Here is a 21258-nt window from a genome sequence, read left to right on the forward strand (position 1 = left end):
TCGGGGTAGTTCTGGTACCCGCCGCCCGCATCGATCACGCCGGTCACGCCCAGCCGGTTAACCTCGCGCATGAAATGGCGCGTCGAGTTCTTCTGGTATTCGGGCGGCAGCTTGGGGCCCTTGGCCAGCGTCGCGTACAGGATGGTGGCGTTCGGCTTGGCCAGCAGCAGGCCCGTGGGATTACCGCGCGCGTCGCGCACGATCTCGCCACCCGGCGGGTTGGGCGTGTCCTTCGTGTAGCCGACCGCGCGCAGCGCCGCGCCGTTGAGGATGGCGCGATCGTACAGGTGCAGGATGAATACCGGGGTATCGGGTGCCGCCGCGTTCAGTTCGTCGATGGTCGGCAGCCGCTTCTCGGCGAACTGGTGCTCGGTGAAGCCGCCGACCACGCGCACCCATTGCGGTGCCGGCGTGCGCGCGACCTGGTCCCTGAGCATGCGCATGGCATCGGCCAGCGAACGCACGCCGTCCCAGCGCAGCTCCATGTTGTAGTTCAGGCCGCCGCGGATAATGTGCATGTGGCTGTCAATCAGCCCGGGAATGGCCCGCCGGCCGTTCAGGTCGATCACCCTGGTTTGCGTTCCCGCCAGCTTCATGATGTCCTGGCGCGTACCCACCCCGACGAAGCGGCCGTCCTGGATGGCCACGGCGTCGGCCTGCGGATTGGCACGGTCGAGCGTGGCGAACTTGCCGTTGACGAGAATGAGGTCGGGAGTCGGGTTCGGTGACATGGCGAATAGTTCCGACGAGGCTGCCGCACCGAGGGCGGCAGCGGAGGCGATGAAGTGCCGACGGGTAATGGACATCTCGGCTTATGCGTTCAGGAAGGCCAGCAGGTCGGCATTGACCTGGTCGGCGTTGGTCACGCACATGCCGTGCGATGCACCCGGATATACCTTGAGCGTGGCGTTCTTGACGATCTTGGCCGACAGTCGGGCCGAATTGTCGATGGGCACGATCTGGTCGTCGTCACCATGCAGGATCAGCGTCGGCACGGTGATCTTCTTCAGGTCTCCGGTGTAATCCACTTCCGAGAATTCCTTGATGCAGGCGTACTGGCCCAGGAGGCCGCCGGTCATGCCTTGTGCCCAGAACGCATCGATGGTGCCTTGCGAAACCTTGGCGCCGGGCCGGTTGAAGCCGAAGAACGGCGTGGTCAGGTCCCTGTAGAACTGCGAGCGGTTTTCCGCCACGCCCTTGCGGATGCCGTCGAACACTTCCATCGGCAGGCCGTTCGGATTGGCCGCGGTCTTGAGCATGATAGGCGGCACCGCGCCAATCAGCACCGCCTTGGCGACGCGCTTCGTCCCATGACGGCCGATGTAGTGCGCCACTTCGCCGCCGCCGGTGGAGTGGCCGACCAGCGTTGCGCCCTTGATGTCGAGGGCGTCCAGCAGCGCGGCCAGGTCGTCGGCGTAGGTGTCCATGTTGTTGCCCTGCGCGGGCTGGTCCGAACGGCCATGGCCGCGCCGGTCATGGGCGATCACCCGGAATCCCTTCTGGACCAGAAAGAGCATCTGGGCGTCCCAGGCGTCGGCATTGAGCGGCCAGCCGTGCGAGAACACCACCGGGCTGCCCGTGCCCCAGTCCTTGTAGAAGATGCGGGTGCCGTCTTTGGTCGTGACGTAGTGGCCCTGCTTCGTGGCGCTGCCGCTGGCCGGCGCGGCTTCCGCGGCCATTGGCGTCAGTGCGGCAAGCGACGCGACCGATGCGGCCGCGGCGCCAACAGTGCTGCCTACCAGCAGTTGCCGCCGCGATGCATCGATGTTGTGGCTTCGTTCCTCGGAGTGTTCTATTTGCATGATTAGGGTTAGCCCAAAGTTGGCTCGGAATCCTGGATGAATGAGATCGCTGGTTGCATCGGCCCATGCACGCAAATGTGTAGGCCGATGACTATCGTGTTCTTGACCGGCTGGTTAGCGTGCGGGCACCGGGGCGATGGATTCGTGTCCCGTGGCCGTGCGCTGGGCGGCCTTATGGACCATCGTGTAGGCGTAGTCGACGCCCATGCCGTAGGCACCGGAATGCTCCTTGACCAGCTTCATCACGGCGTCATAAGTATCACGGTGGGCCCAGTCACGCTGCCATTCCAGCAGCACCTGCTGCCAGGTCACCGGCACAGCGCCGGCCTGCACCATACGCTGCATCGCGTAGTCGTGCGCTTCCTTGCTGGTGCCGCCCGAAGCATCAGCCACCATGTAGATCTCATAGTTGCCTTCCAGCATGGCGCACAGCGCGAAGGTGGTGTTGCAGACTTCGGTCCACAGGCCGGCCACGATCACCTTGTTGCGGCCGTTGGCCTTGAGCGCGTCGCGCACCTTCTGGTCGTCCCACGAGTTCATCGAGGTACGCTCCAGCGTCTTCTGGTCCGGGAACACGTCGAGCAGTTCCGGATAGGTGAAACCGGAGAACGACTCGCTCTCGACGGTGGTGATCGTCGTCGGGATACTGAAGATCTTGGCCGCCTTGGCCAGGCCGACGACATTGTTCTTCATCGCCTGGCGGTCCATCGACTGGACGCCGAACGCCATTTGCGGTTGGTGGTCGATGATGATCAGCTGGCTGTTCTGCGGGGTGAGGACTTCAAGCTTGGGATTGGACATTGTGTTGCTCCTGTTGGGGGCGAGAGTAGGGCTGCCACGGCACCAGCCGCCGCGACAGAGCCGCGTCGGGGCGGCCAGGCATAAGGGCCGCGACTGGCGTTTGTATCCGGATCGCAACCCGAGGCAAGAATAGTCGGCGCTGTCGGCCGTGGCCATTGGCAGATCGTATTAGTCGTCCGCTGCCTAGGTTTCATCGCGGCGCTGCCACGCCGTGCTATTGCAAGCAGGGCTGGCTTCACCGGCCCTTGCGGCGTGGGGAGACAGGGGCTGCGTGCGACTTCTGATCTGCGGTCGCCTGCAAACTGACCGACTGGAGCTGGCTCCGAGAGCCACGCCGAACTAACACCATGGTATAAGTGTTCAGGATCCCGGCAATGTGATGAAATGTTTTGCGGGATCATGCCAGTTTGGCGTGAGTGGGGACCTACGCGGCCACTTGCCTTCTGCTCGATGTCCGGCTGCCGCGGGCAGAGTGGACTGGACCTGCGGGCCGCCACCACGCCGAGCACGTACCTGAGCTAGTCCAATGTGGAAGTTTCGACATGACCACCCTCTTGGCCGCAAGAGCAGCCTGCCTTGGCGAATGGGTGGGGCGGGAAGAGAGCGACACGCCTGCGGCACGGCCTACCGCACTCTGATGCTGCTTCTACTTGTGGGACTCAGTGCCTGCGGGTCGCTTCCTCACAATGCTCCGCGCAATCTGCCTCAGGCCGCGGCTGGCAGCGCAACCGCGGCCATGCGCGAACCCACCGACGTCGCCGGCCAGACAACCGTCGCCATGTCGTTCTCCGGCGGTGGCACGCGAGCCGCAGCCTTCGCCTTCGGCGCGCTGCAGGGGCTCGACGCCATGAGAGGTCCTGGGGGCGCGTCCTTGCTCGACAATGTCGCATTCATTAGCAGCGTGTCCGGAGGCTCCATCACCGCTGCGTACTACGGCCTGCACGGCAAGGCCAGCCTGGCGACCTTTCGATCAGTGCTCTTGAAGGACGGAGAGGCGGGACTTCGCTTCAGTCTCCTGAATCCGGTCAACCTTGCGCGCCTCTTCGCGGGGGGCCTCAACGATCGGGAAGATCTCCGGACATGGCTCGACGAAGACGTGTTCAAGGGCGCGACGTACGCAGACATGTTCCGCCGCGGCAAGCCAATCGTCTGGATCAACGCCACCAATGTCTACTACCGGGTCGCGTTCCCGTTCAGCCAGTTGGCATTCGATGCGCTATGCAGTGATCTCGCGAGCTTTCCCGTTTCCGAGGCCGTCGCCGCGTCCATGGCGGTCCCGCTCTTCTTCGCACCGATCGTCCTTCATAAATATCCCGAGGCTTGTAGTGCACCGCTGCCGAACCTTGACCACGCCCAGAGGCCTGGGCGATCGCTGCTGCTGGGCGCGTTGGCAACCGCCGTTCGCGGTCACCGGGACACGTCGAAGGGAAAGTACATCAAGCTGGTCGACGGCGGGGTGACCGACAACTACGGCTTGGCCACCATTTTGCAAACGCGCCTGCTGCTGGGCACGGCTTACGGTCCCATGAGCGAGAACGACGCGGTCAATGTGCGGCGGCTGCTTTTCATCGTTGTTGACGCCGGCCAGGGCCCGCGCGGCGATTGGAACCGAAGCCAGGGTGGCCCATCCGGAATCGAAGTCGCAAGCGCGGCCATCGACGCGGCAATGGCGACCAACGTCCGAATGAGCTATGACGCCTTCGTTCCCATGATGCAGCAGTGGCGCGACGACCTCGTGGCGTATCGGTGTGGCATGCCACATTCTCGGCAGCAGGAGATCGCTGCATACCGCCCAGGCTGGCGGTGCAACGAAGTCGAATTCTTCGTCACGCGGATCTCGTTTGAAGCCCTTGACAAGGAGCGTGCCACAAGTCTGAACGATATACCGACCAGACTTCGTCTGCCCGAGGTGGACGTCGATCGCCTGATCGAGGCGGGGAGGGATGCCATTCTTGGCAACCCGGTGATCCGCGAGTTCGAGCGCGAATCCACTGCGGTGCGATAGTCACGCAGTCCCGCGGCCCGCGGCGCTCTAGCGGAGACACGATCCGCACGGCCGATCTCGACTCCAAGGCGCCTGGGGTTGAGCGGGCCTGGCGAATTGAGTCATCAGGGTCCCGGCGAACTTGGCTTGCGTGCCGGCCCGATGGCACCGGATGGCCAGGGGACGAAACCCCGCTAGCGTGGTAGCCCGCTGCGGTGAGGGCTTGATGAAGCCCTTCTGCGCGTCGAGCGCCGCCTCACACGCCTTGATGCAAGAGGCGAAGTCTGAAAGGTTCAAAGCGAGTGGCCGGATTGGCATTTCTTTAGGAAGACTAAACTCCGCAACTCTCTTCGGGCGCAGTTTTGGCGGCCTTTAAAACGAACCCGAATACCGCGCCCCTCGGCCGGTTCGGCCAGGCGTGCAGGCGCCCGCCATGCGCCTCGAGGATCGAGCGACAGATCGACAGGCCCATGCCCAAACCTTCGGCTTTGGTCGTGTAGAAGGGCTGGAAAACCTGCTCCGTATCGCCAGGCAGGCCGACACCGACGTCGTGGACCGTGACCACTACCTCACGCGCCGGACTGACCGCGGTGCGTACAATGAGCTCGCGTGAATGCTCGAGGATCTCGCGCATTGCCTCAACGGCATTGATCACGAGGTTCAGCAACACTTGCTGGAGCTGGATCTTATCGGCATACACCAGCGGCAGCGAAGGCAGGAGTTCGGTTTTCAGGATGACTTGGGTGCGCTCCAGTTCGCCGGCAAAGAGCGGCAGCGTCTCGGCGATCATCTCGTTGAGATTGATCCGCTGCGCTTGAGGCCCGGTCTTGCGCAGCATCGAACGCATGCCCGCAATAACGCTGCCAGCACGTTCCCCTTGTTCGACAATGGCACCCAACGCTGCGACCGCCTGCCCGACGTCCGGTTGCTTGCGATCGAGCCACCGTAGCGCGGCGCGCGCCTCGATGGTCAATGCCGCAATGGGCTGGCTCACCTCATGGGCGATTGACGCTGTCAACGCATTAAGTGTCATGACACGGCTTGCGTGAGCCAACTCCGCCTGCGCCTGGCGCAGGGATTCATCTGCGCGTCGGCGATGCTCGGAAAGCCGGCTGTTCTCAATGGCACTGGCCGCCTGGAACGCCAGCAGCTTGATCACTTCGATCCGTGCCGGAACGAACACGCCTGGCGCAAGTGCGTTTTCAAGATAAAGCACTCCGGCCAGCCGGCCTTGATTTAGCAGCGGCAGGCACAGCATAGAACGTGCCCGGCGTTGGCTAACAAAAGGGTCAGCGGAAAAGGCTCCGTTGGCGCAGCCATCGTTTATGACGACGTGTTCGCGGGAATCCAGCACGTGCTCGATCATCGCCATCGGCATATCGGCCGCGTCGAGCGGGCGCACGGACAATGTCACCATGACCGTTTCATCACGAACGGCAGCCTCGGCTTGCACGCGATGTTCAGCGCCTTCGGGCAAGATGAGCAGCCCGCGCGTCGCGCCGGCCTGCTCGATCGCTGTCCGGATCAGCGTCGCCAGCAGCCGCTCCAACCCGGTCTCGCCTGAAATCGCCTCCGAGATCGCGATGACCGTGGCCAGGTCCAGATGCTGGAGCGGCGCGCCAATCGTGCCCATCGACGACGTTGAGGCAAGGGCGGCTCCCGCTTCGGCTGCCAGAGCGGGATATTGCATGTCGAGCTGCCAGACCTTGGCGTCTGCACCCCAACGCATGTAGCCGTGACGCGCCTGACGCAAGTACACCATCGCCACGTTATCAAGTTGACGATCCAGATAAAAGCGCGCCGCCAGCTCGTTTGCCAGGGCCTGCATGTGGATGAGGTCGCTCTCGCGTGCCAGGGCGATAGCCGACTCGTACCCGCGCATCGCGTCGATGTCGCGTCGTTCGAGCCGCGCGATCTCCGCCTGGACCAGCGTGGCCCGGTGCGCAAACGTCGCCGGACAGCGTCGTGCCCATTGTGCCAACTGCCAATGGTGCCCGGCCAGGGCGGGAAGGTGCGCTGCCAGTTCGCCTTCGACGGCCGGATTGCAGCACGCCGCGCGTGCCAGCGCGGCGTAAAAATGGTATTCGGCCTGCTCGAAATAGGCTGGCGAGGTCCACAGAAGCGGATGCGCCTGAGCTGCCGCATCCAACGCCTCTGCGGCGGCACCAGCCAGGTAGCGTGCCTGAAGCTTGCGTATCCAGTACCAGCATGACACCAGAAGCAGGCCCACGTCGCCGCGCAACCGGGCTTCGAACGAGGTTTCGCTGAAATCCTTGGCGTCGAAGCGGCCGAAGACCGGCGTCAATCCGCGCAGCGTACGTACGAGCTGGCGCTGGGGCGCAAGGCGGTCTGCTACCAGCGTGAATCGCGGCCCCCATGCGAACACGCTGCCCGAGTCGGCCTCGCGCTGAACACTGCCGAGCGGATCGCCGATTGCCAGCGCATGCGTCATCAGGTTGCTACGGATGTACGCGGCATAGGTGAGGTCGCCGATTTGCTGTGTCAACTCCAATGCCTGTTGTAGCAGGCCGCGCGCGACCCGCAGCGGCTTGGACCAATGCAGAAGATTCCCACCGACGACTTGATAAACGCGTGCACGTATCCGATCAATGCCCCGCCGTTCCGCAACGTCTATCGACAGACGCTCGAATGCGCCGCCGGCCGGCTCATCGGTTGACGCGGCCACACGCAGCATTGCCACCCATGCATAGGCCAGAGCAGACTCGTCGCTGTTGCCATGCGACACGCTCAGGTTGACCATGCGCAGCAGCACAAGCCTGCGCAAATGCTCGTCGGTGTACCAGGCCGGCTGCACGAGGGCAATCAGCACGCGCATCGTGGCGAGCGCGCCAGCATCCGTCATCGGGGGCAGCGAGGCCAGTTCGGCGATCTCGCGGCCGCCGAGTTGACGGGCAAACAGCGTCTCCTCGTGCGCCAACGCCGTTGCATTGGGATGCGATGCCCATTCGACCCCTGCACGCTGCAGGTAAGCAAGGCCTACCGTGACCGCTTCAGCACGGCGCCCGCCGGTCATCAGCAAGCCAAGCTGGAGCTGCGTCAGCACTGCCAGCGCGGTGATCGACGAGGTGCGCGCGGCCAGTGCCTCCAATCGATGCTCGGCGCGTGCCGAGTCCCCGGTGAGAAACTCGCATTCGGCCATGTGCAGTGTCAATGCGAAGGCAAGGGGCTCTTGCCGGGAAAAGCCGTGATCGCCCAGCAGTGCAAGCCCGATCGACAGATAGCGCAGCGCCGCGGTGTTGGCGCATGCGGACTTGGCACGCAGGGCAGCGGCCAGGTTTAGTTCCGCGAGCCTGTCGCGCTCTCCCTGTGCCTCGATGTTGCCGGTCGCGCGGTTCAACTGTCCGACGATGGTAAAGATGCTCGCGTCAACCTCGTCGGACGGCGTGCGCTCCAGCAGCAGTCGGCCAACACGTAAATGGAACGCCTGCCGCGTCGGCTCGGCGATGCGCGAATAGGCCGCTTCGAGGATGCGATCGTGGGAGAAGCGCAGCACGTTCTCCCTGCACGAAACCAGCCCCGCCCGCACGGCCTCCCGGACCGCGGGCTCTAGTTCATCGGTGTCGCCGGTCCAACCGCGCGCCAAGGTGTCGACTGTGGTGTCGTTGCCAAGGCAGGCGAGCAGGGCCAGTGCGGATTGGGTGCTGGCCGCCAGCCGGTCGATCCGTCCAACCATCAGCGATACCACGTTGTCGGTCAGCGCCTTGGCTGCGATCTGGCCGAGATCCCAGGTCCAGCTTGCCGAGCCGTGGTCGAAGTGCAGCAGCCCCTCGTCGGATAGTTCACTGATGAACTGCGTGGCGAAAAACGCGTTGCCGGCCGTCTTCTCCATCACCAGTCGCGCGAGCGCGGCAGCCGTTTCGGTATCGCAATGGAGCGCGTCGGCGACGAGCTGCCGCAGGTTAGATTCGTCGAGGCAGCCCAGCTCGACCTGGGTCACTGCGGCACCATCCGCGCGTAACGCATCGACGCATTGCATCACGCCCTGGCCGTCCCCGACCTCGTGACTGCGATAGGCGCAGACCACCAGCAGGTCTGCTGTGCCCGGCTCAGTGAGCATCTGGTGCAGCAGCGTGACGCTTTCGTCGTCGAGCCACTGGATGTCGTCGAGGCACAGCGTCAGCGGTCGCGCGGTGCTCGCAAGGGCGGCCACGAGGTTGCGCAGCGCGAGCTGCACTTGGGGCCCCGTTTCGCGCGAGGGCGTGTCGCGCATCCACGGTACCGGACCAAGCAGCGTCTGCAGTTCTGGCAGCAATGGCGCAAGCGCACCGGCGTTCGGCCCCAGCGCCTCCGCGATGACAGTGCGCCAGGGTGCCATGTCGGCCGCGTGATCTGCCAGTCCGATCCGCAACAGGCCGCTGACTGCTCGGGCGAGCGCTGCATAGGGCAGCCGTATGCCCGCATCGACAGGCGCGTCGATCGCTACGTCACCCGGCGCATCGGAATTGCCGGCGGCATGGATCCCGCCGCGCCCGGCAACCGCGCGACCAAACATCCGCATCAGCGACGTCTTGCCTACGCCAGAATGGCCGGAGACCGTCACCATCTCGCTGCGTCCCGTGCATGCCACGCGCTCGTAAGCTGCCAGCAGCGTCGCCATGGCTTGCTCGCGGCCATAGAGGCGGTCGGGTATTTCCCAGGCGCCCGAGAGGTCGTGTTGCCCCAGCGCGAACGCTGCAATCTGCCCATGCGCCAACAATGCCCGGCGGCAGTGCTGCAGGTCCCGCACCAGCCCTGCGGCTGTCTGATAACGCTCCTCTGGAGCTTTCGCCAGGAGCTTCATGACAAGCGCCGACAGCATCGCAGGCACGGCCGGGTTGCGCTCTGCCGGCGGGCACGGCTTGCGCGCCAGGTGTGCATGGACCCAGTCCAGCGGGTCGCTGGCGACGAAGGGCAGCACACCAGTAAGCAGCTGGTAGAAGATCACGCCTAGTGCGTACAGGTCGCTTCGCGCGTCGATGGCGCGATTCATCCGGCCTGTCTGTTCTGGCGACATATAGGCCAGCGTGCCGGAGATCTCACTAATTTCCGCACGCGGTTGGGCGCTACGCTGCACCCGCGACGCGATGCCGAAGCCCAGCAACCACACCTGGCGCCGGTCCGGAGCCACAAGGACATGGGCAGGCTTCAAATCCTTGTGGACCAGACCGCGCTGATGGAGATGACTGACCGCCTTGGTCACGGCCACGGCAATGTCGAGAAACGTCGCCGGGTCAATCGGCCCACCCACCAGGTGGGCGAGTGGCTCGCCTCCCGGATCGTCCAGCAGAAGCACTGCCGCATCGCGCTCGCACAACAGACTTGACGGGCGGGCGGCCCAAGTTGCATCGAGGTCGTCACGAAGCGCATATTCGTGAGCAAGCCGGTCAAGCGCGGCCGGCGTGCAATGCTTGTCGGCAGGCCAGACACCGAGCACGGGCACCTTGCGACCATCGTCCTGCATCAGCCAGCCGCGGCCAAACAGCCGGTCGCCTGCCTCCCATGTGGAATCAAAGCCTGAGCGTACGCCCGCCTGCGGGAAAAACATGGAAAGCACCGTTATCGGGAACAAATGTGCAAAAAACGGCTTGCTTGCAGGCGCAGCCGGGAGGCTACATCTTATCAAATCGCCCCCGTCAACACATAGTCGATGGTTGTTGATGACTGATTGGGCAGCCTTCGGCGGGCCGTGCGGTAAGTACTTAAATACGTCTACTGGTCCAACGCCCTGGAAACCTGGCAGGCTTTTGCTGTCACGAATCCGACTGGCAAAGGCAGGGTGTAGCAAGTCGACTTCTCCGCGTATGATCCGACCGCTAGAATCATCTCGCAAAATTGCTTAGCTCTTTTGATTGTGCAAACACTCGCGGAAATTATGCGACTCGAAGCCCTCGCGATCGTAGAACGCACCTCCACATGGACGATGGAGCGAGCCAGGACGAAGCGTGCGCCCATTGTGCGAAGCGCGACTGTGCTTGGCGCATGGCTGTTGCTGGGAGGAACGATGACTTCCGTTCAGCCAGCGTGGGCAGCTTACCCGGATCAACCAGTCACCATCGTCGTACCTTATCCTCCGGGGGGGCCGGCGGATCTTTTGGCGCGCCCACTCAGCGACGGCCTGCAAAAGGCCCTGGGAGCGCCTGTGGTGCTTCAATACAAGCCCGGTGCAGGCGGACAGATCGCCTTGCGGCACATACAGCGCGCTAAGAACGATGGCTATACGCTGGTGCTCGCCCTCGCTGCCTACGCGATCGGGCCACTCGTGAGTAAGTCGGCGGGCTATGACCCCGTTAGCGACTTCCAACCAGTCTCTCTCATAGCAAAGCAACCGTTGGTTCTCTATGTGGGAGCCACTTCCAGAATCACGTCTGTATCCGACCTTGTCGTCCGGGCGAGGTCCCATCCGGTTACCGTGGCATCGTCTGGATACGGAAATACGAGCCATCTCGCCATAGAGTTGCTCTCGCAATCTGCCTCGATTCGCGTGACACATGTTCCGTACCACGGCGGCGTCCAGGCGGTCATGGCAGCGATCAGCGGTGATGTGGACGCAGTCTTCGCTGGCGCCGATAGCCTCAGACACATCAAGTCCGGGAAGTTACGGGCGCTGGCGGTTGCGAACGACGCGCGTCTATCGATAGCGCCCGAGACCCCCACCTTTGCCGAGGCCGGCTTGCCAAACATGTTGGTCACCGGCTGGTATGGCGTTCTGGCCCCCAAGGGGACCGCGAAGGAGAGAATCGAGAAACTTGATCTAGCGGTGAAGCAGGTCCTTTCCGAGTTGTCGAAGAGCGAGGTACTCTCGGGTTACGGTTTCAAAGTCGTGCACGCGGGCCCCTCAGATTTCCAGGCGTTTATTCAACAGGAGCTTGCGCGTTGGAGCAGGCTGGTCGCTGACCGCAATCTCGTTGCGGACGAGGTAGAGGGTGGAAATGCCGGCGTCGCGGGCAATGTTCGACGGTAAAAGAAGTTCCCGCCAGCGGCGGACCAAGGAATACCGTTTCCTTCGGTTCACGCTGAACCGACACCTAGCCACGCGGCCCTGTCGACTATGACAAAGCCCATTGTTCTGGACGGGATGCGCCTATAGGCCGATCACCGTTCGATGACCAGCATGAGTGACCGCTGAAGTTTTGAGTGCGGCCGTTGCCATCGCCGCGACCCGAATGACGGCAGTGGGTTGCGGATTCGAACTAACCCCATGGTATAAGTAGCCGACGACCCCATAGCGTGATGTAACAAAATGTTTTGCGAAGCCCATGGCTCAGGCTGAAGGCTCGCGCACCCGCACCGATGGATGCACTGGAGATAGACCGTGACAATCAACAGCTTCATAGCAGCGGACAGCGCGAGTGATGAAGCGATGGTGTTAATCGTTGATGACGACGCAGCGCTTCGCGGCGCGTTGGAGAATCTCTTCCGATCCGTCGGCATGCGTGTCGCACTGTTCGCATCCGCTGCCGAACTTCTCGCGTTTGCGTTTCCGGATGCGCCTACCTGCCTGTTGCTTGATGTCAGGCTGCGCGGGCAGAGCGGCCTGGACCTGCAGACCCGGTTGTCGCAAATAGGCATCCCGGTCCCGATCATTTTTATGACCGGATACGGCGACATCCCCATGACCGTGGCTGCCATGAAGGCTGGCGCGGAGGATTTCCTGGCGAAGCCATTCCGCGAACAGGACCTGCTCGATGCCGTGACGGCAGCCTTGGAAAAGGATGAACAGCGCCGCCGTGGCATGCGCAAGCTTGATGAATTGCGAGCCAACTATCAGGGCCTCACACCACGTGAGGCCGAGGTCATGTGTCTGGTTGTTGCCGGTCGGCTGAACAAGCAAATCGCTGGCGAGCTTGGTATCAGCGAGATCACCGTGAAGATTCATCGCGGCCAGGCCATGCGCAAGATGAAGGCGCACACGTTTGCCGAGCTTGTGTTGATGGCGCAGCGACTGGGAATATGCGAGCCGCCGCTTTAAGTTCCTGCTGCCTTTCCCCGGTGTCGGGGAGAGGCATTCAGTCCTGAGGCGGCAGGGTGAACTGAAACACGGCCCCGCAAGGCTGATTGGGACTGGACCACAACCGTGGCGGAAAATAAACTTGTCACCGAGGTATCCGGCTGGAACCCATGTCGAATAAAGGTGGCGGAAAATGAATTGACATTTTTATCGACACTCTAAAAATAATTAATCAGTCAATTCGCATTAGTCCGAACTACAGACACGCGATCTCGCAGTATGGCCTGCCGTCGCGTGGACCGAGCTGAGCAGTCGAGGTACCGCAGGCGCTTTCTCCCAACTGCTCGACCGCTATCCGAAGCTCGGTGCAGACCCCAATCGGTTGGGTCTACGAAATGTTTACAACTTGTCGCATGCTGCGGTCGGCAAGCCTGTGCGCATTCTGCTGACGCCGGCGCCACGCGGGAGAGCGCGGCTCGACTGCGAAGTCCTTTGGATTCGCATGGCCATCATCTATGATGTGAATCATGTAATCATCGTATTGCCATCTTGAGGCTCCCATGGAGCAAAAGACCGCTCGGCTTACGCTGCTCATCGATCCCAACAAGAAGGCTGCCTTCGAGCGCCTTTGCGCACAGCAGGATCTGACCGCCTCGCAGGTGATACGGCGTTTTATCCGCGACTACCTCGCCCAGCATGGCGTCGATTACGTCCTCAGCGGCGTGGACACGGATAAAGCGGAAGCCATGGGCAAAGAGAAGTCACCGGTTGGCGCGCCGTCGCGGCGCGTTGCGAAACCTCCTGCCAAGCGCCGTGCGGCCCGCCGCGGAGCCTGATCCATGAGCAGCGTGCCCCCACTCACGCAATGGCTCCATCTCGACTGGATGCTTGTTGTGGTTGGGGCCTGGCTGCTTGTCGGCGTGGCAGGGGTCCTGGCGCTGCATCGGTTTGACCTGGTATCCCACCTGCTATTCCCCATCGGGGGGCTGCTAGGGTTGGCGCTGTTCGGCTTGGCGCTCCACGCTGTGTTCGGCACGCCCGAGGTCGCCGTGCTGCCCATTGGCCTGCCCGCACTGCCGTTCCACGTCCGGCTCGACAGCCTGTCCGCCTACTTCCTGATGGTCATGGGGGGAGCGGCGGCCGGCATCTCGACGTTTGCGGCTGGCTACTTCCGCAAGGGGGAAGGCACGCCGCCGGGCCTGCTCTGCCTTGAGTACCACCTGTTCCTCGCCAGCATGGCCGTGGTGATCCTGGCAGACGACGCCTACTCATTCATGGTGATGTGGGAAACCATGGCGCTGTCATCGTTCTTCCTGGTGACGGCCAACCACCGGATCGCCGAAGTGCGCGCCGCCGGCCATCTCTACATCACGATGGCGCGCATCGGAGCGATCGCTATCCTGCTGTGCTTTGGCGTGCTACAGGCCAACACCGGCGACTATACGTTTGCCAACATGCGCGCCCAGGCGCTGACGCCGTTCTGGGCCTCCGTCGGTTTCCTGCTCGCCCTGTTTGGATTCGGCGCCAAGGCGGGCATCCTGCCGCTGCACGTCTGGCTGCCGGAGGCGCATCCGGCAGCGCCGTCGCCGGTGTCGGCAATGATGAGCGGTGTCATGCTCAACACTGCGATCTACGGCCTGTTGCGGGTGTCCTTCGACTTGTTGCAGATGCGTCTATGGTGGTGGGGCGTAGTGCTGCTGGCCGTTGGATTGGCCACCGCGCTGTTCGGCGTGGTTTTCGCCGCGGTACAGACCGACATGAAGCGGCTGCTGGCCTATTCGTCGATCGAGAACATGGGCCTGCTCTTTGTTGCCATGGGCCTGACACTGCTGTTTTCGGCCTACGGCATGAAGCCAATGGCCGCGCTGGCCCTGACTGCCGCGCTCTACCATGTCGCCAGCCATGCCTTCTTCAAGAGCCTGCTCTTTTTGGGAACCGGGAGCGTGCTGCATGCTACCGCCGAGAGAAGCCTTGGCAAGCTGGGCGGATTGATTCGCTATATGCCATGGGTGGGCTGGCTGACGCTGCTGGGCGTGCTGGCCAGCGCGGGGCTGCCCCCGCTCGGTGGCTTCGTCTCGGAGTGGCTGCTGCTGCAAAGCTTCCTGTTCACGCCTGGCCTCCCAGAGCCGATACTGACCATGCTGATCCCAGTCGTCGCCGCGCTGATCGCGCTGGTGGCGGCCCTTGCCGGCTACACCATGGTCAAGTTCTTCGGCGTGATCTTCCTCGGTCAGCCGCGTGAGCCCAAGTTGGCCCACGCGCACGACGCCGGGCGCGGGGAGCGCGCGGGCATGCTGTGGCTGGCGCTGGGTTGCATAGCGCTGGGCCTGCTCCCGACCCAATTCGTCCAGCTGATCGATCCGGTGACGCAGCAGTTAGTGGCGAGCGGACTCGGCGCCCGGGCCGCGGCCGGCGGCGGCTGGCTGCTGGCGCCTAACGGCCTGGCTCAGGCCAGCTATGGGCCGGTCATTTTCCTGTTAGGTATTCTGGCCAGTTTTGCGCTTGCCTATCTGCTGGTGCGCCGCTTCTACCACGGTCGGCTTCGCCGCAGTCCGCCCTGGGCCTGCGGCTTTCCATGGAGCACCGCGCGCATGCAGGACACTGCCGAGGGGTTTGGTCAGCCGATCCGCCAGATCTTCGAGCCGTTTTTCCTGATGCGTCGTGACCTGCCGACGCCATTCGACGAACAGCCGCGCTACCGGGTCACGGTTGCGGACCATTTCTGGCGCTGGCTGTATGTCCCCGTGATCGATCTGGCATCGTATCTGGCCCGCCTGATCGGCCGGATGCAGCAGGGACGGATTTCGGCTTACCTGCTGTACAGCTTCCTGACCCTGGCCGCCACGCTGCTGGCCGTGATGCGATGAGGGTTGCATGAACCTGACCGGGACCCTGTCACAGCTACTCGAGATCGTGATCTCGATCACGCTGGCGCCCTTGCTGACCGGCTGGGTCAATCAGTGGCGGGCCTGGCTGCAGAACAAATCGGCGCCCAGCGTCTGGCAGCCATATCGAATGCTGCACAAGCTGTTCAACAAGGAATCGGTGGTCGCGGACAATGCGTCGCCTCTGTTTCGCGCCACGCCTTATGTGGTGTTCGGATGCATGGCGCTGGCCTGCTCGATCGTCCCGACCGTGTCCACCGACTTGCCACTCGCGCCGGCCGCCGACGCGATCGCCCTGGTCGGGCTGTTCGCGCTGGCGCGGGTCTTCATCTCGCTGGCGGCGATGGACGTCGGCACTGCCTTCGGAACCTTGGGTGCGCGGCGAGAGATGCTGATCGGCTTCCTGGCGGAACCGGCGCTGCTGATGGTGCTGTTCTCCGCCTCGCTGGTCTCCAAGTCGACCTCGCTCACCACCATTGTCGAGACGATTGCTCACCGCGACCTGGCCATCTACCCCGGACTGGCGTTTGCCGGCGTTGCGTTCACCATGGTATCGCTGGCGGAGAACGCCCGTGTACCGGTCGACAACCCCGCCACCCACCTCGAGCTGACAATGATCCACGAGGCGCTGATCCTGGAATACTCGGGCCGGCATCTGGCGCTCCTCGAGTGGGCGGCAAGCCTGAAGCTGTTTGCCTATTCCTGCATCGGCCTGGCGCTGTTCTTTCCGTGGGGAATCGCTGAAGCGCAAGCCCCCTTGGCCATGCTGCTGGCGCTGCCCGTGCTGCTGTTCAAGCTCATCGTGGGTGGAATCCTGCTCGCGGCGCTGGAGACGGTGAGCGCCAAGATGCGCATCTTCCGCGTGCCGGAGTTCCTGGCCACTGCGTTTCTGCTGGCGGTGATCGGCATGCTGGTCCACTTGCTGTTGGCTCACTGACAAACAAGCTAATGACTGCGCTCCTCACCCAGTTCGTCAACCTGCTCGGCGCGGTGCTGCTGATCCTCGCCTTCGCCATGATCTCGCAGCGACGGATCCTGTCGCTGATCCACTTGTTTACGCTGCAGGGTGCGACCCTGGCATTAGCCACCGCCGTCGTTGGCTACGTGACGGGCCAGCCGCACCTTTACCTGTCGGCCGGCCTGACCCTGGTACTCAAGGTGTTGCTCATCCCCTATCTGCTGCACCGCGTTATCGATCGTCTCCAGATCCGCTGGGACGTCGAGACGCTGATCAACATTCCCACCACCATGCTGATCGGCATCCTGGTGGTGATCTTCGCCTTCAATCTCACCATGCCAATCGCGCGGCTGTCGCTGAAGCTAGCCAGCGGCACGCTGGGCATTGCGCTGGCATGCGTGCTGTTGTCCTTCCTGATGATGATCACGCGCTCCAAGGCGGTGCCGCAGGTCATTGGCTTCCTGGCGATGGAGAACGGCCTCTTCTTTGCAGCCACCGCCGCGACATACGGCATGCCGATGGTGGTCGAGCTGGGCATCGCGCTGGATGTACTGATCGGCGTTCTGATCCTGGGCGTGTTCATGTTCCAGATCCGCGAGCAGTTCGACAGCCTGGACATCCGTCACCTTGAAAAGCTGAAGGAGGATTGAGTTGATTGCGCTGGCCCTGTTGCTTGCAATGCCGCTCGCCGGCGGGCTGGTGCTCGCGCTGACGGGCCATCGCGAACGCGCACGCGACATCAATGTCGCCTTCAGCCTGGGCACATTCCTCGCCGCCTGCATGCTTACAGTGCGGATCGTCGCCGATGGCCCCATGCTGGCATGGGGCCGGGAGTTCTACATCGATCCCCTGAACGTCTTTCTCGTTGCGCTGACTGCGTTCGTGGGCCTGACGACCTCGATCTTCTCGCGGCCGTACATGCGGGTGGAGCACGACCACGGCAAGATGACGCCGCCGCGGTTGCGCCTGTACCACAGCATGTACCAGCTCTTCACCTTTACCATGCTGCTGGCGCTGACGACCAACAATATGGGCATCGTATGGGTTGCGATGGAGGCCGCCACGCTGACCACGGTGCTGCTGGTCAGCGTCTACCGCACCGCCGCCAGCCTCGAAGCGGCATGGAAGTACTTCATCCTGTGCGGGGTGGGGATTGCCCAGGCGCTGTTTGGCACGGTGCTGCTCTACATGGCCGCCGAGAAAGTCATCGGCGCGGAGGGGGGCGCGTTGCTGTGGACCAATCTGGACGCGGTCAAGCGCCAGCTCGATCCCAACATCATCACGCTGGCATTCGCCTTCCTGTTTATCGGCTATGGCACCAAGGTCGGCCTGGTCCCGCTGCATAACTGGCTGCCCGATGCCCACGCCGAGGGCCCGACCCCGGTGTCCGCCGTGCTCTCCGGCCTGCTGCTCAATGTGGCGCTCTATGCCGTGCTGCGCTGCAAGGTGCTGACCGATGCGGCACTGGGCAACCATCTCACCGGCCGCCTGATGATGGGGTTCGGCCTGGTATCGGTGGTCGCGGCGGTCTTCTTCCTGATCCGGCAGCGCGACATCAAACGCATGTTTGCATATTCGTCCATCGAGCACATGGGCATGATGACCTTCGCCTTCGGCATGGGCGGGCCGATCGCCAGCTACGCCGGCCTGCTGCACATGACGGTGCATTCGCTGGTCAAGTCCGCAATCTTCTTCGCTGTGGGCCACGCCGCGCAGAAAGCGGGCACGCAAATCATGGACGACATCCGCGGGCTGATCCGTGTCAGCCCCACCGTCGGCTGGGGCCTGATGGTAGGCGCACTCGCCATCCTGGGCATGCCGCCGTTTGGGGTCTTCGCCAGCGAGTTCCTGATCGTCACGACCGCCATGCGCGAGCAGCCGTGGGCCACGCCCTTCCTGCTGATTGCGCTCGGATTGGCATTCGCCGCGGTGTTCAGCCGGGTACAACCGATGGTGTTCGGTGACACCACGCTCAAGCCGCTGGCGCATCCGCCAGCGCTGATCCCAGTGTTCGCGCACCTCGCCCTGGGGCTGATGCTGGGCCTCTATATTCCGCCCTATCTCGACACCTGGTACCGGCAGGCAGCCGCAATGCTGGGGAGCTAGACCGATGACACTGTCAGATCTCAGCCTTGACCTGGCGCGGCTGCCTGCGCCGCTGCCGGTCTGGCACGGCCAGGTCGGGCAAGACGACTGGTCTGCCACGGCCCGCGCGGTGGCGGATGCGGGTGGGCGCCTTGTTGGACTGTGGGGCGCCGACCGCAGCGCCATCGGCGGTACGTTGGCCGCATGCGTGGCGTATGCCATGCCGCGGGGACTGATATGGCTCGAATTGCGGCTTGATGGTGTCGCGCCCACCGTGCCGGATCTGACCAGTGCATTCCCGTGCGCAGGCCGAATGCAGCGTGCCATGACCGACCTGGCGGGTATCGCCGTGCACGGCAGCCACGACGCCCGGCCCTGGCTGGACCACGGCCTGTGGTCGCCAGGGCCGCGACCGCTGCAAAACGGCGCGCAGCTGAGTGCGGCCACGGCCGGCGAACTGCCGGCCGACTATCCTTTCGTGCGTGTAGAGGGCGACGGGGTGCACGAGATCGCGGTCGGCCCGGTGCATGCCGGCATCATCGAACCCGGCCACTTCCGCTTTTCCGTGGTCGGAGAAAAGGTCCTGCGGCTGGAAGAACACCTGGGCTACACGCACAAGGGCATCGAGCGGCGGTTCACCGAACTGCCGCCGCTGGAGGGCTACCGTCTGGCCGGCCGGGTCTCGGGCGACTCCACCGTGGCCTACGCCTGGGGCTATTGCATGGCGCTCGAGTCTGCCTGGGACTGTGCGCCCCCGCCGCGCGCAAACTGGCTGCGTGCCCTGATGCTCGAGCGTGAGCGCATGGCCAATCACCTGGGTGACCTGGGGGCGCTGGGCAACGACGCGGGGCTGGCCTTCGGCTTGGCGCAATTCTCGCGCTTGCGCGAAGACTGGCAGCGGCTGTCCGGAGAGGCTTTCGGCCACCGGCTGATGATGGACGCCGTGGTACCGGGCGGCGTAGCGCAGGACTTGACGCCAGCCATGCTTGAGCGCTTGCGGCAGCAGTGCAACCACATTGAGCGGGAAGTGCGCGTGCTGCGCGCAGTGTACGACGAACATGCGGGCCTGCAGGACCGCTTTCTTGGGGCGGGCCGCGTCACGCCACAGCTTGCCGCCCAGCTTGGGCTGACGGGGCTGGCCGGACGTGCCAGCGGCCGAGCGGCGGACCTGCGCTGCGACCATGCCTGGCCGCCCTACGATAGCCTTGCCGTAAAAATGGCCGGACACCGCGGCGGCGATGTCGCCGCCCGTGTCGCGGTGCGATTCGATGAGGTGCTGGAGTCGCTGCGACTGATCCGTGCCATCTGTGCAGGCTTGCCGGATGGGGCCACGCGACTTGCGCTACAAGCGCCCGCCGGTGCCGCCATTGGGGCGGGATGGGTGGAGGGCTGGCGCGGCGAAGTCCTCGTCGCGCTCGAACTTGCCGATGACGGCCGCATCCTCCGCTGTCATTGCCACGACCCGTCGTGGCAGAACTGGCCGGTGCTTGAGCACGCCATCATCGGCAACATCGTGCCGGACTTTCCGCTGATCAACAAATCCTTCAACCTCAGTTATGCGGGGCACGACCTCTGATGTGGCAAATCCTCAAGCAAATCGTCCACACCGGCATCGTCACTGAGCCTGCGCCGCCCGGCGCGGGGGAGGCTGCCTCTATCCAGCGCATCCACCGGGAACTGCTCGACATTCTCGGCCAGGCGCTGACGATCCGGCAGGTCGACGCAGGCTCGTGCAATGGCTGCGAGCTGGAGATCCACGCGCTCGGTAATCCTTACTACAACATCGAAGGCCTGGGCATCAAGTTCGTCGCCAGCCCGCGCCACGCCGACATGCTGCTGGTGACCGGGCCCGTCTCGCGTCATATGGAGGAGGCGCTGCTGCGCACCTACGCGGCAACCCCGGAGCCGAAACTGGTGGTGGCGGTAGGCGACTGCGGTTGTACCGGCGGGATCTTCGGCGAGAGCTATGCGAGCTGCGGCCGTGTCGCCAACGTGATCCCGGTCGACGTAGCCGTGCCGGGCTGTCCGCCGCCGCCAATAGAGATCCTGCGCGGAATACTAAGCGCCGTTCGGCAGGCCGGTGCCACACGGCGCTAGCGATCCGGCCCTGGCATCAGCGGTGCGCACTTGAGCGTGGGCACCGGCCGGCTCCCGTCCTGCTACGCATCACCCACTTCCTTCGCCACTGACCTCGGCGCGCCGAGCGTCGGCCGGGTGGCGTAGTCCACCTCGTACCGCTGCAAATAGTCGCGAATCATCTGGCGAACGACTTGGGATGGCGTCTGGTCCTGGGCGGCGCAGAGTGCCTCAAAGGCCTTTTTTTTCTCCGGATCGATCAATACGGTCAGGCGGGCGGTCTTGGATTCCATGCGTCTAACAATGTCATCGTATTATAATGCCATTATCATTATATACATCTCCTGGATGCGCCGGCATGCCATCGGCACGGTGTGCAGGCTGGCAGGGGCGCGGTCCCGCGCGAACGAGTCTTGAGGGCACCTTTTTCTGATGAGGGCGCAGTGGTAGAAGTGACGATAGAAGTAACTGCCGGCAACGGATTTCAAGGACGGAATTCTGCACGGTTGGCTTTCACGGCCAATCAGTTTGAGTGCAAGATCCTGCTCACCAGCGGCCCCTGGATCGCAAACGCCAAGAACGTTATGGAGGTCATGCGCCTGTCCGCCCAAGTGGGGACACACCTGGGCATCCAGGCGGACGGCGTGGACGAGGCCGCCGCTGTCGTCACTATCGCGGCATTGTTGAGGGGCGAGGCGCTCCCCAAGTCTCGCTAATGG

The 21258-nt window shown here is 63.6% G+C and carries 16 protein-coding genes; 11 read left to right on the forward strand and 5 right to left on the reverse strand.

The window, feature by feature from the left end; translation table 11 throughout:
- The 3 genes from IPF36_RS17260 to IPF36_RS17270 all read right to left on the reverse strand — a co-directional run.
- A partial coding sequence (locus IPF36_RS17260; RefSeq protein ID WP_218959615.1) for an amidohydrolase family protein occupies positions 1-731 on the reverse strand: 731 nt, incomplete at its 3' end.
- Positions 732-812: 81 nt separating this feature from the next.
- A complete protein-coding gene (locus IPF36_RS17265; RefSeq protein ID WP_133092987.1) occupies positions 813-1679 on the reverse strand; it encodes an alpha/beta fold hydrolase in 867 nt (288 codons plus the stop codon).
- A 237-nt stretch (positions 1680-1916) separates the two neighbouring features.
- The gene (locus IPF36_RS17270) at positions 1917-2603 is read right to left on the reverse strand and encodes a hydrolase (protein WP_133092770.1); all 687 of its coding nucleotides are present in this window, start codon (positions 2601-2603) and stop codon (positions 1917-1919) included.
- A 736-nt stretch (positions 2604-3339) separates the two neighbouring features.
- Between IPF36_RS17270 and IPF36_RS17275 the strand changes: the two genes are divergently transcribed.
- Positions 3340-4608, forward strand: a complete 1269-nt coding sequence (locus IPF36_RS17275) for a patatin-like phospholipase family protein (protein WP_195429234.1) — start codon at positions 3340-3342, stop codon at positions 4606-4608.
- A 310-nt stretch (positions 4609-4918) separates the two neighbouring features.
- Here IPF36_RS17275 and IPF36_RS17280 read toward each other — a convergent pair whose 3' ends face one another.
- Positions 4919-10132: an AAA family ATPase gene (locus IPF36_RS17280; protein ID WP_195429236.1), complete on the reverse strand. Its 5214-nt coding sequence runs from the start codon at positions 10130-10132 to the stop codon at positions 4919-4921.
- 456 nt (positions 10133-10588) lie between these two features.
- On the opposite strand from IPF36_RS17280, the gene IPF36_RS17285 reads away from it, so the two are divergent.
- The 9 genes from IPF36_RS17285 (at position 10589) to IPF36_RS17325 (ending at position 20560) form a co-directional block, all read left to right on the forward strand.
- Positions 10589-11548, forward strand: coding sequence for a tripartite tricarboxylate transporter substrate binding protein (locus IPF36_RS17285; RefSeq protein ID WP_255519819.1), 960 nt, complete (start codon positions 10589-10591; stop codon positions 11546-11548).
- A 399-nt stretch (positions 11549-11947) separates the two neighbouring features.
- Entirely contained in the window at positions 11948-12556 is a 609-nt protein-coding gene (locus IPF36_RS17290; protein ID WP_133092986.1) for a response regulator transcription factor, read from the forward strand.
- Positions 12557-13095: 539 nt separating this feature from the next.
- On the forward strand, positions 13096-13371 hold the full coding sequence (locus tag IPF36_RS17295) for a ribbon-helix-helix protein, CopG family (protein ID WP_133092766.1): 276 nt from the start codon (positions 13096-13098) through the stop codon (positions 13369-13371).
- A gap of 3 nt (positions 13372-13374) precedes the next feature.
- Entirely contained in the window at positions 13375-15402 is a 2028-nt protein-coding gene (hyfB, locus tag IPF36_RS17300; RefSeq protein WP_195429238.1) for a hydrogenase 4 subunit B, read from the forward strand.
- A 7-nt stretch (positions 15403-15409) separates the two neighbouring features.
- Positions 15410-16357: a respiratory chain complex I subunit 1 family protein gene (locus tag IPF36_RS17305; protein WP_133092764.1), complete on the forward strand. Its 948-nt coding sequence runs from the start codon at positions 15410-15412 to the stop codon at positions 16355-16357.
- Between the two features lie 11 nt (positions 16358-16368).
- Positions 16369-17028 (forward strand): formate hydrogenlyase, encoded by a 660-nt coding sequence (locus tag IPF36_RS17310; protein ID WP_133092763.1) that lies wholly within the window; start codon positions 16369-16371, stop codon positions 17026-17028.
- Between the two features lies 1 nt (position 17029).
- Positions 17030-18484, forward strand: coding sequence for a hydrogenase 4 subunit F (locus IPF36_RS17315; RefSeq protein WP_133092762.1), 1455 nt, complete (start codon positions 17030-17032; stop codon positions 18482-18484).
- A gap of 4 nt (positions 18485-18488) precedes the next feature.
- Positions 18489-20039: an NADH-quinone oxidoreductase subunit C gene (locus IPF36_RS17320; protein ID WP_195429241.1), complete on the forward strand. Its 1551-nt coding sequence runs from the start codon at positions 18489-18491 to the stop codon at positions 20037-20039.
- Positions 20039-20560, forward strand: coding sequence for an NADH-quinone oxidoreductase subunit B family protein (locus IPF36_RS17325; protein WP_195429242.1), 522 nt, complete (start codon positions 20039-20041; stop codon positions 20558-20560). The genes IPF36_RS17320 and IPF36_RS17325 overlap by 1 nt, the downstream gene beginning before the upstream one ends.
- Before the next feature lie 62 nt (positions 20561-20622).
- Here the strand turns inward: IPF36_RS17325 and IPF36_RS17330 are convergent, their stop codons facing one another.
- Complete coding sequence (locus IPF36_RS17330; protein WP_133092759.1) at positions 20623-20832, reverse strand: ribbon-helix-helix protein, CopG family; 210 nt, start codon at positions 20830-20832, stop codon at positions 20623-20625.
- Between the two features lie 150 nt (positions 20833-20982).
- Here IPF36_RS17330 and IPF36_RS17335 point away from each other — a divergent pair, with 150 nt between their 5' ends.
- The gene (locus IPF36_RS17335) at positions 20983-21255 is read left to right on the forward strand and encodes an HPr family phosphocarrier protein (RefSeq protein ID WP_135706932.1); all 273 of its coding nucleotides are present in this window, start codon (positions 20983-20985) and stop codon (positions 21253-21255) included.
- Positions 21256-21258: the final 3 nt, after the last annotated feature.

This window comes from Cupriavidus sp. IK-TO18, assembly GCF_015549295.1.
GTDB lineage: Bacteria > Pseudomonadota > Gammaproteobacteria > Burkholderiales > Burkholderiaceae > Cupriavidus > Cupriavidus oxalaticus_A.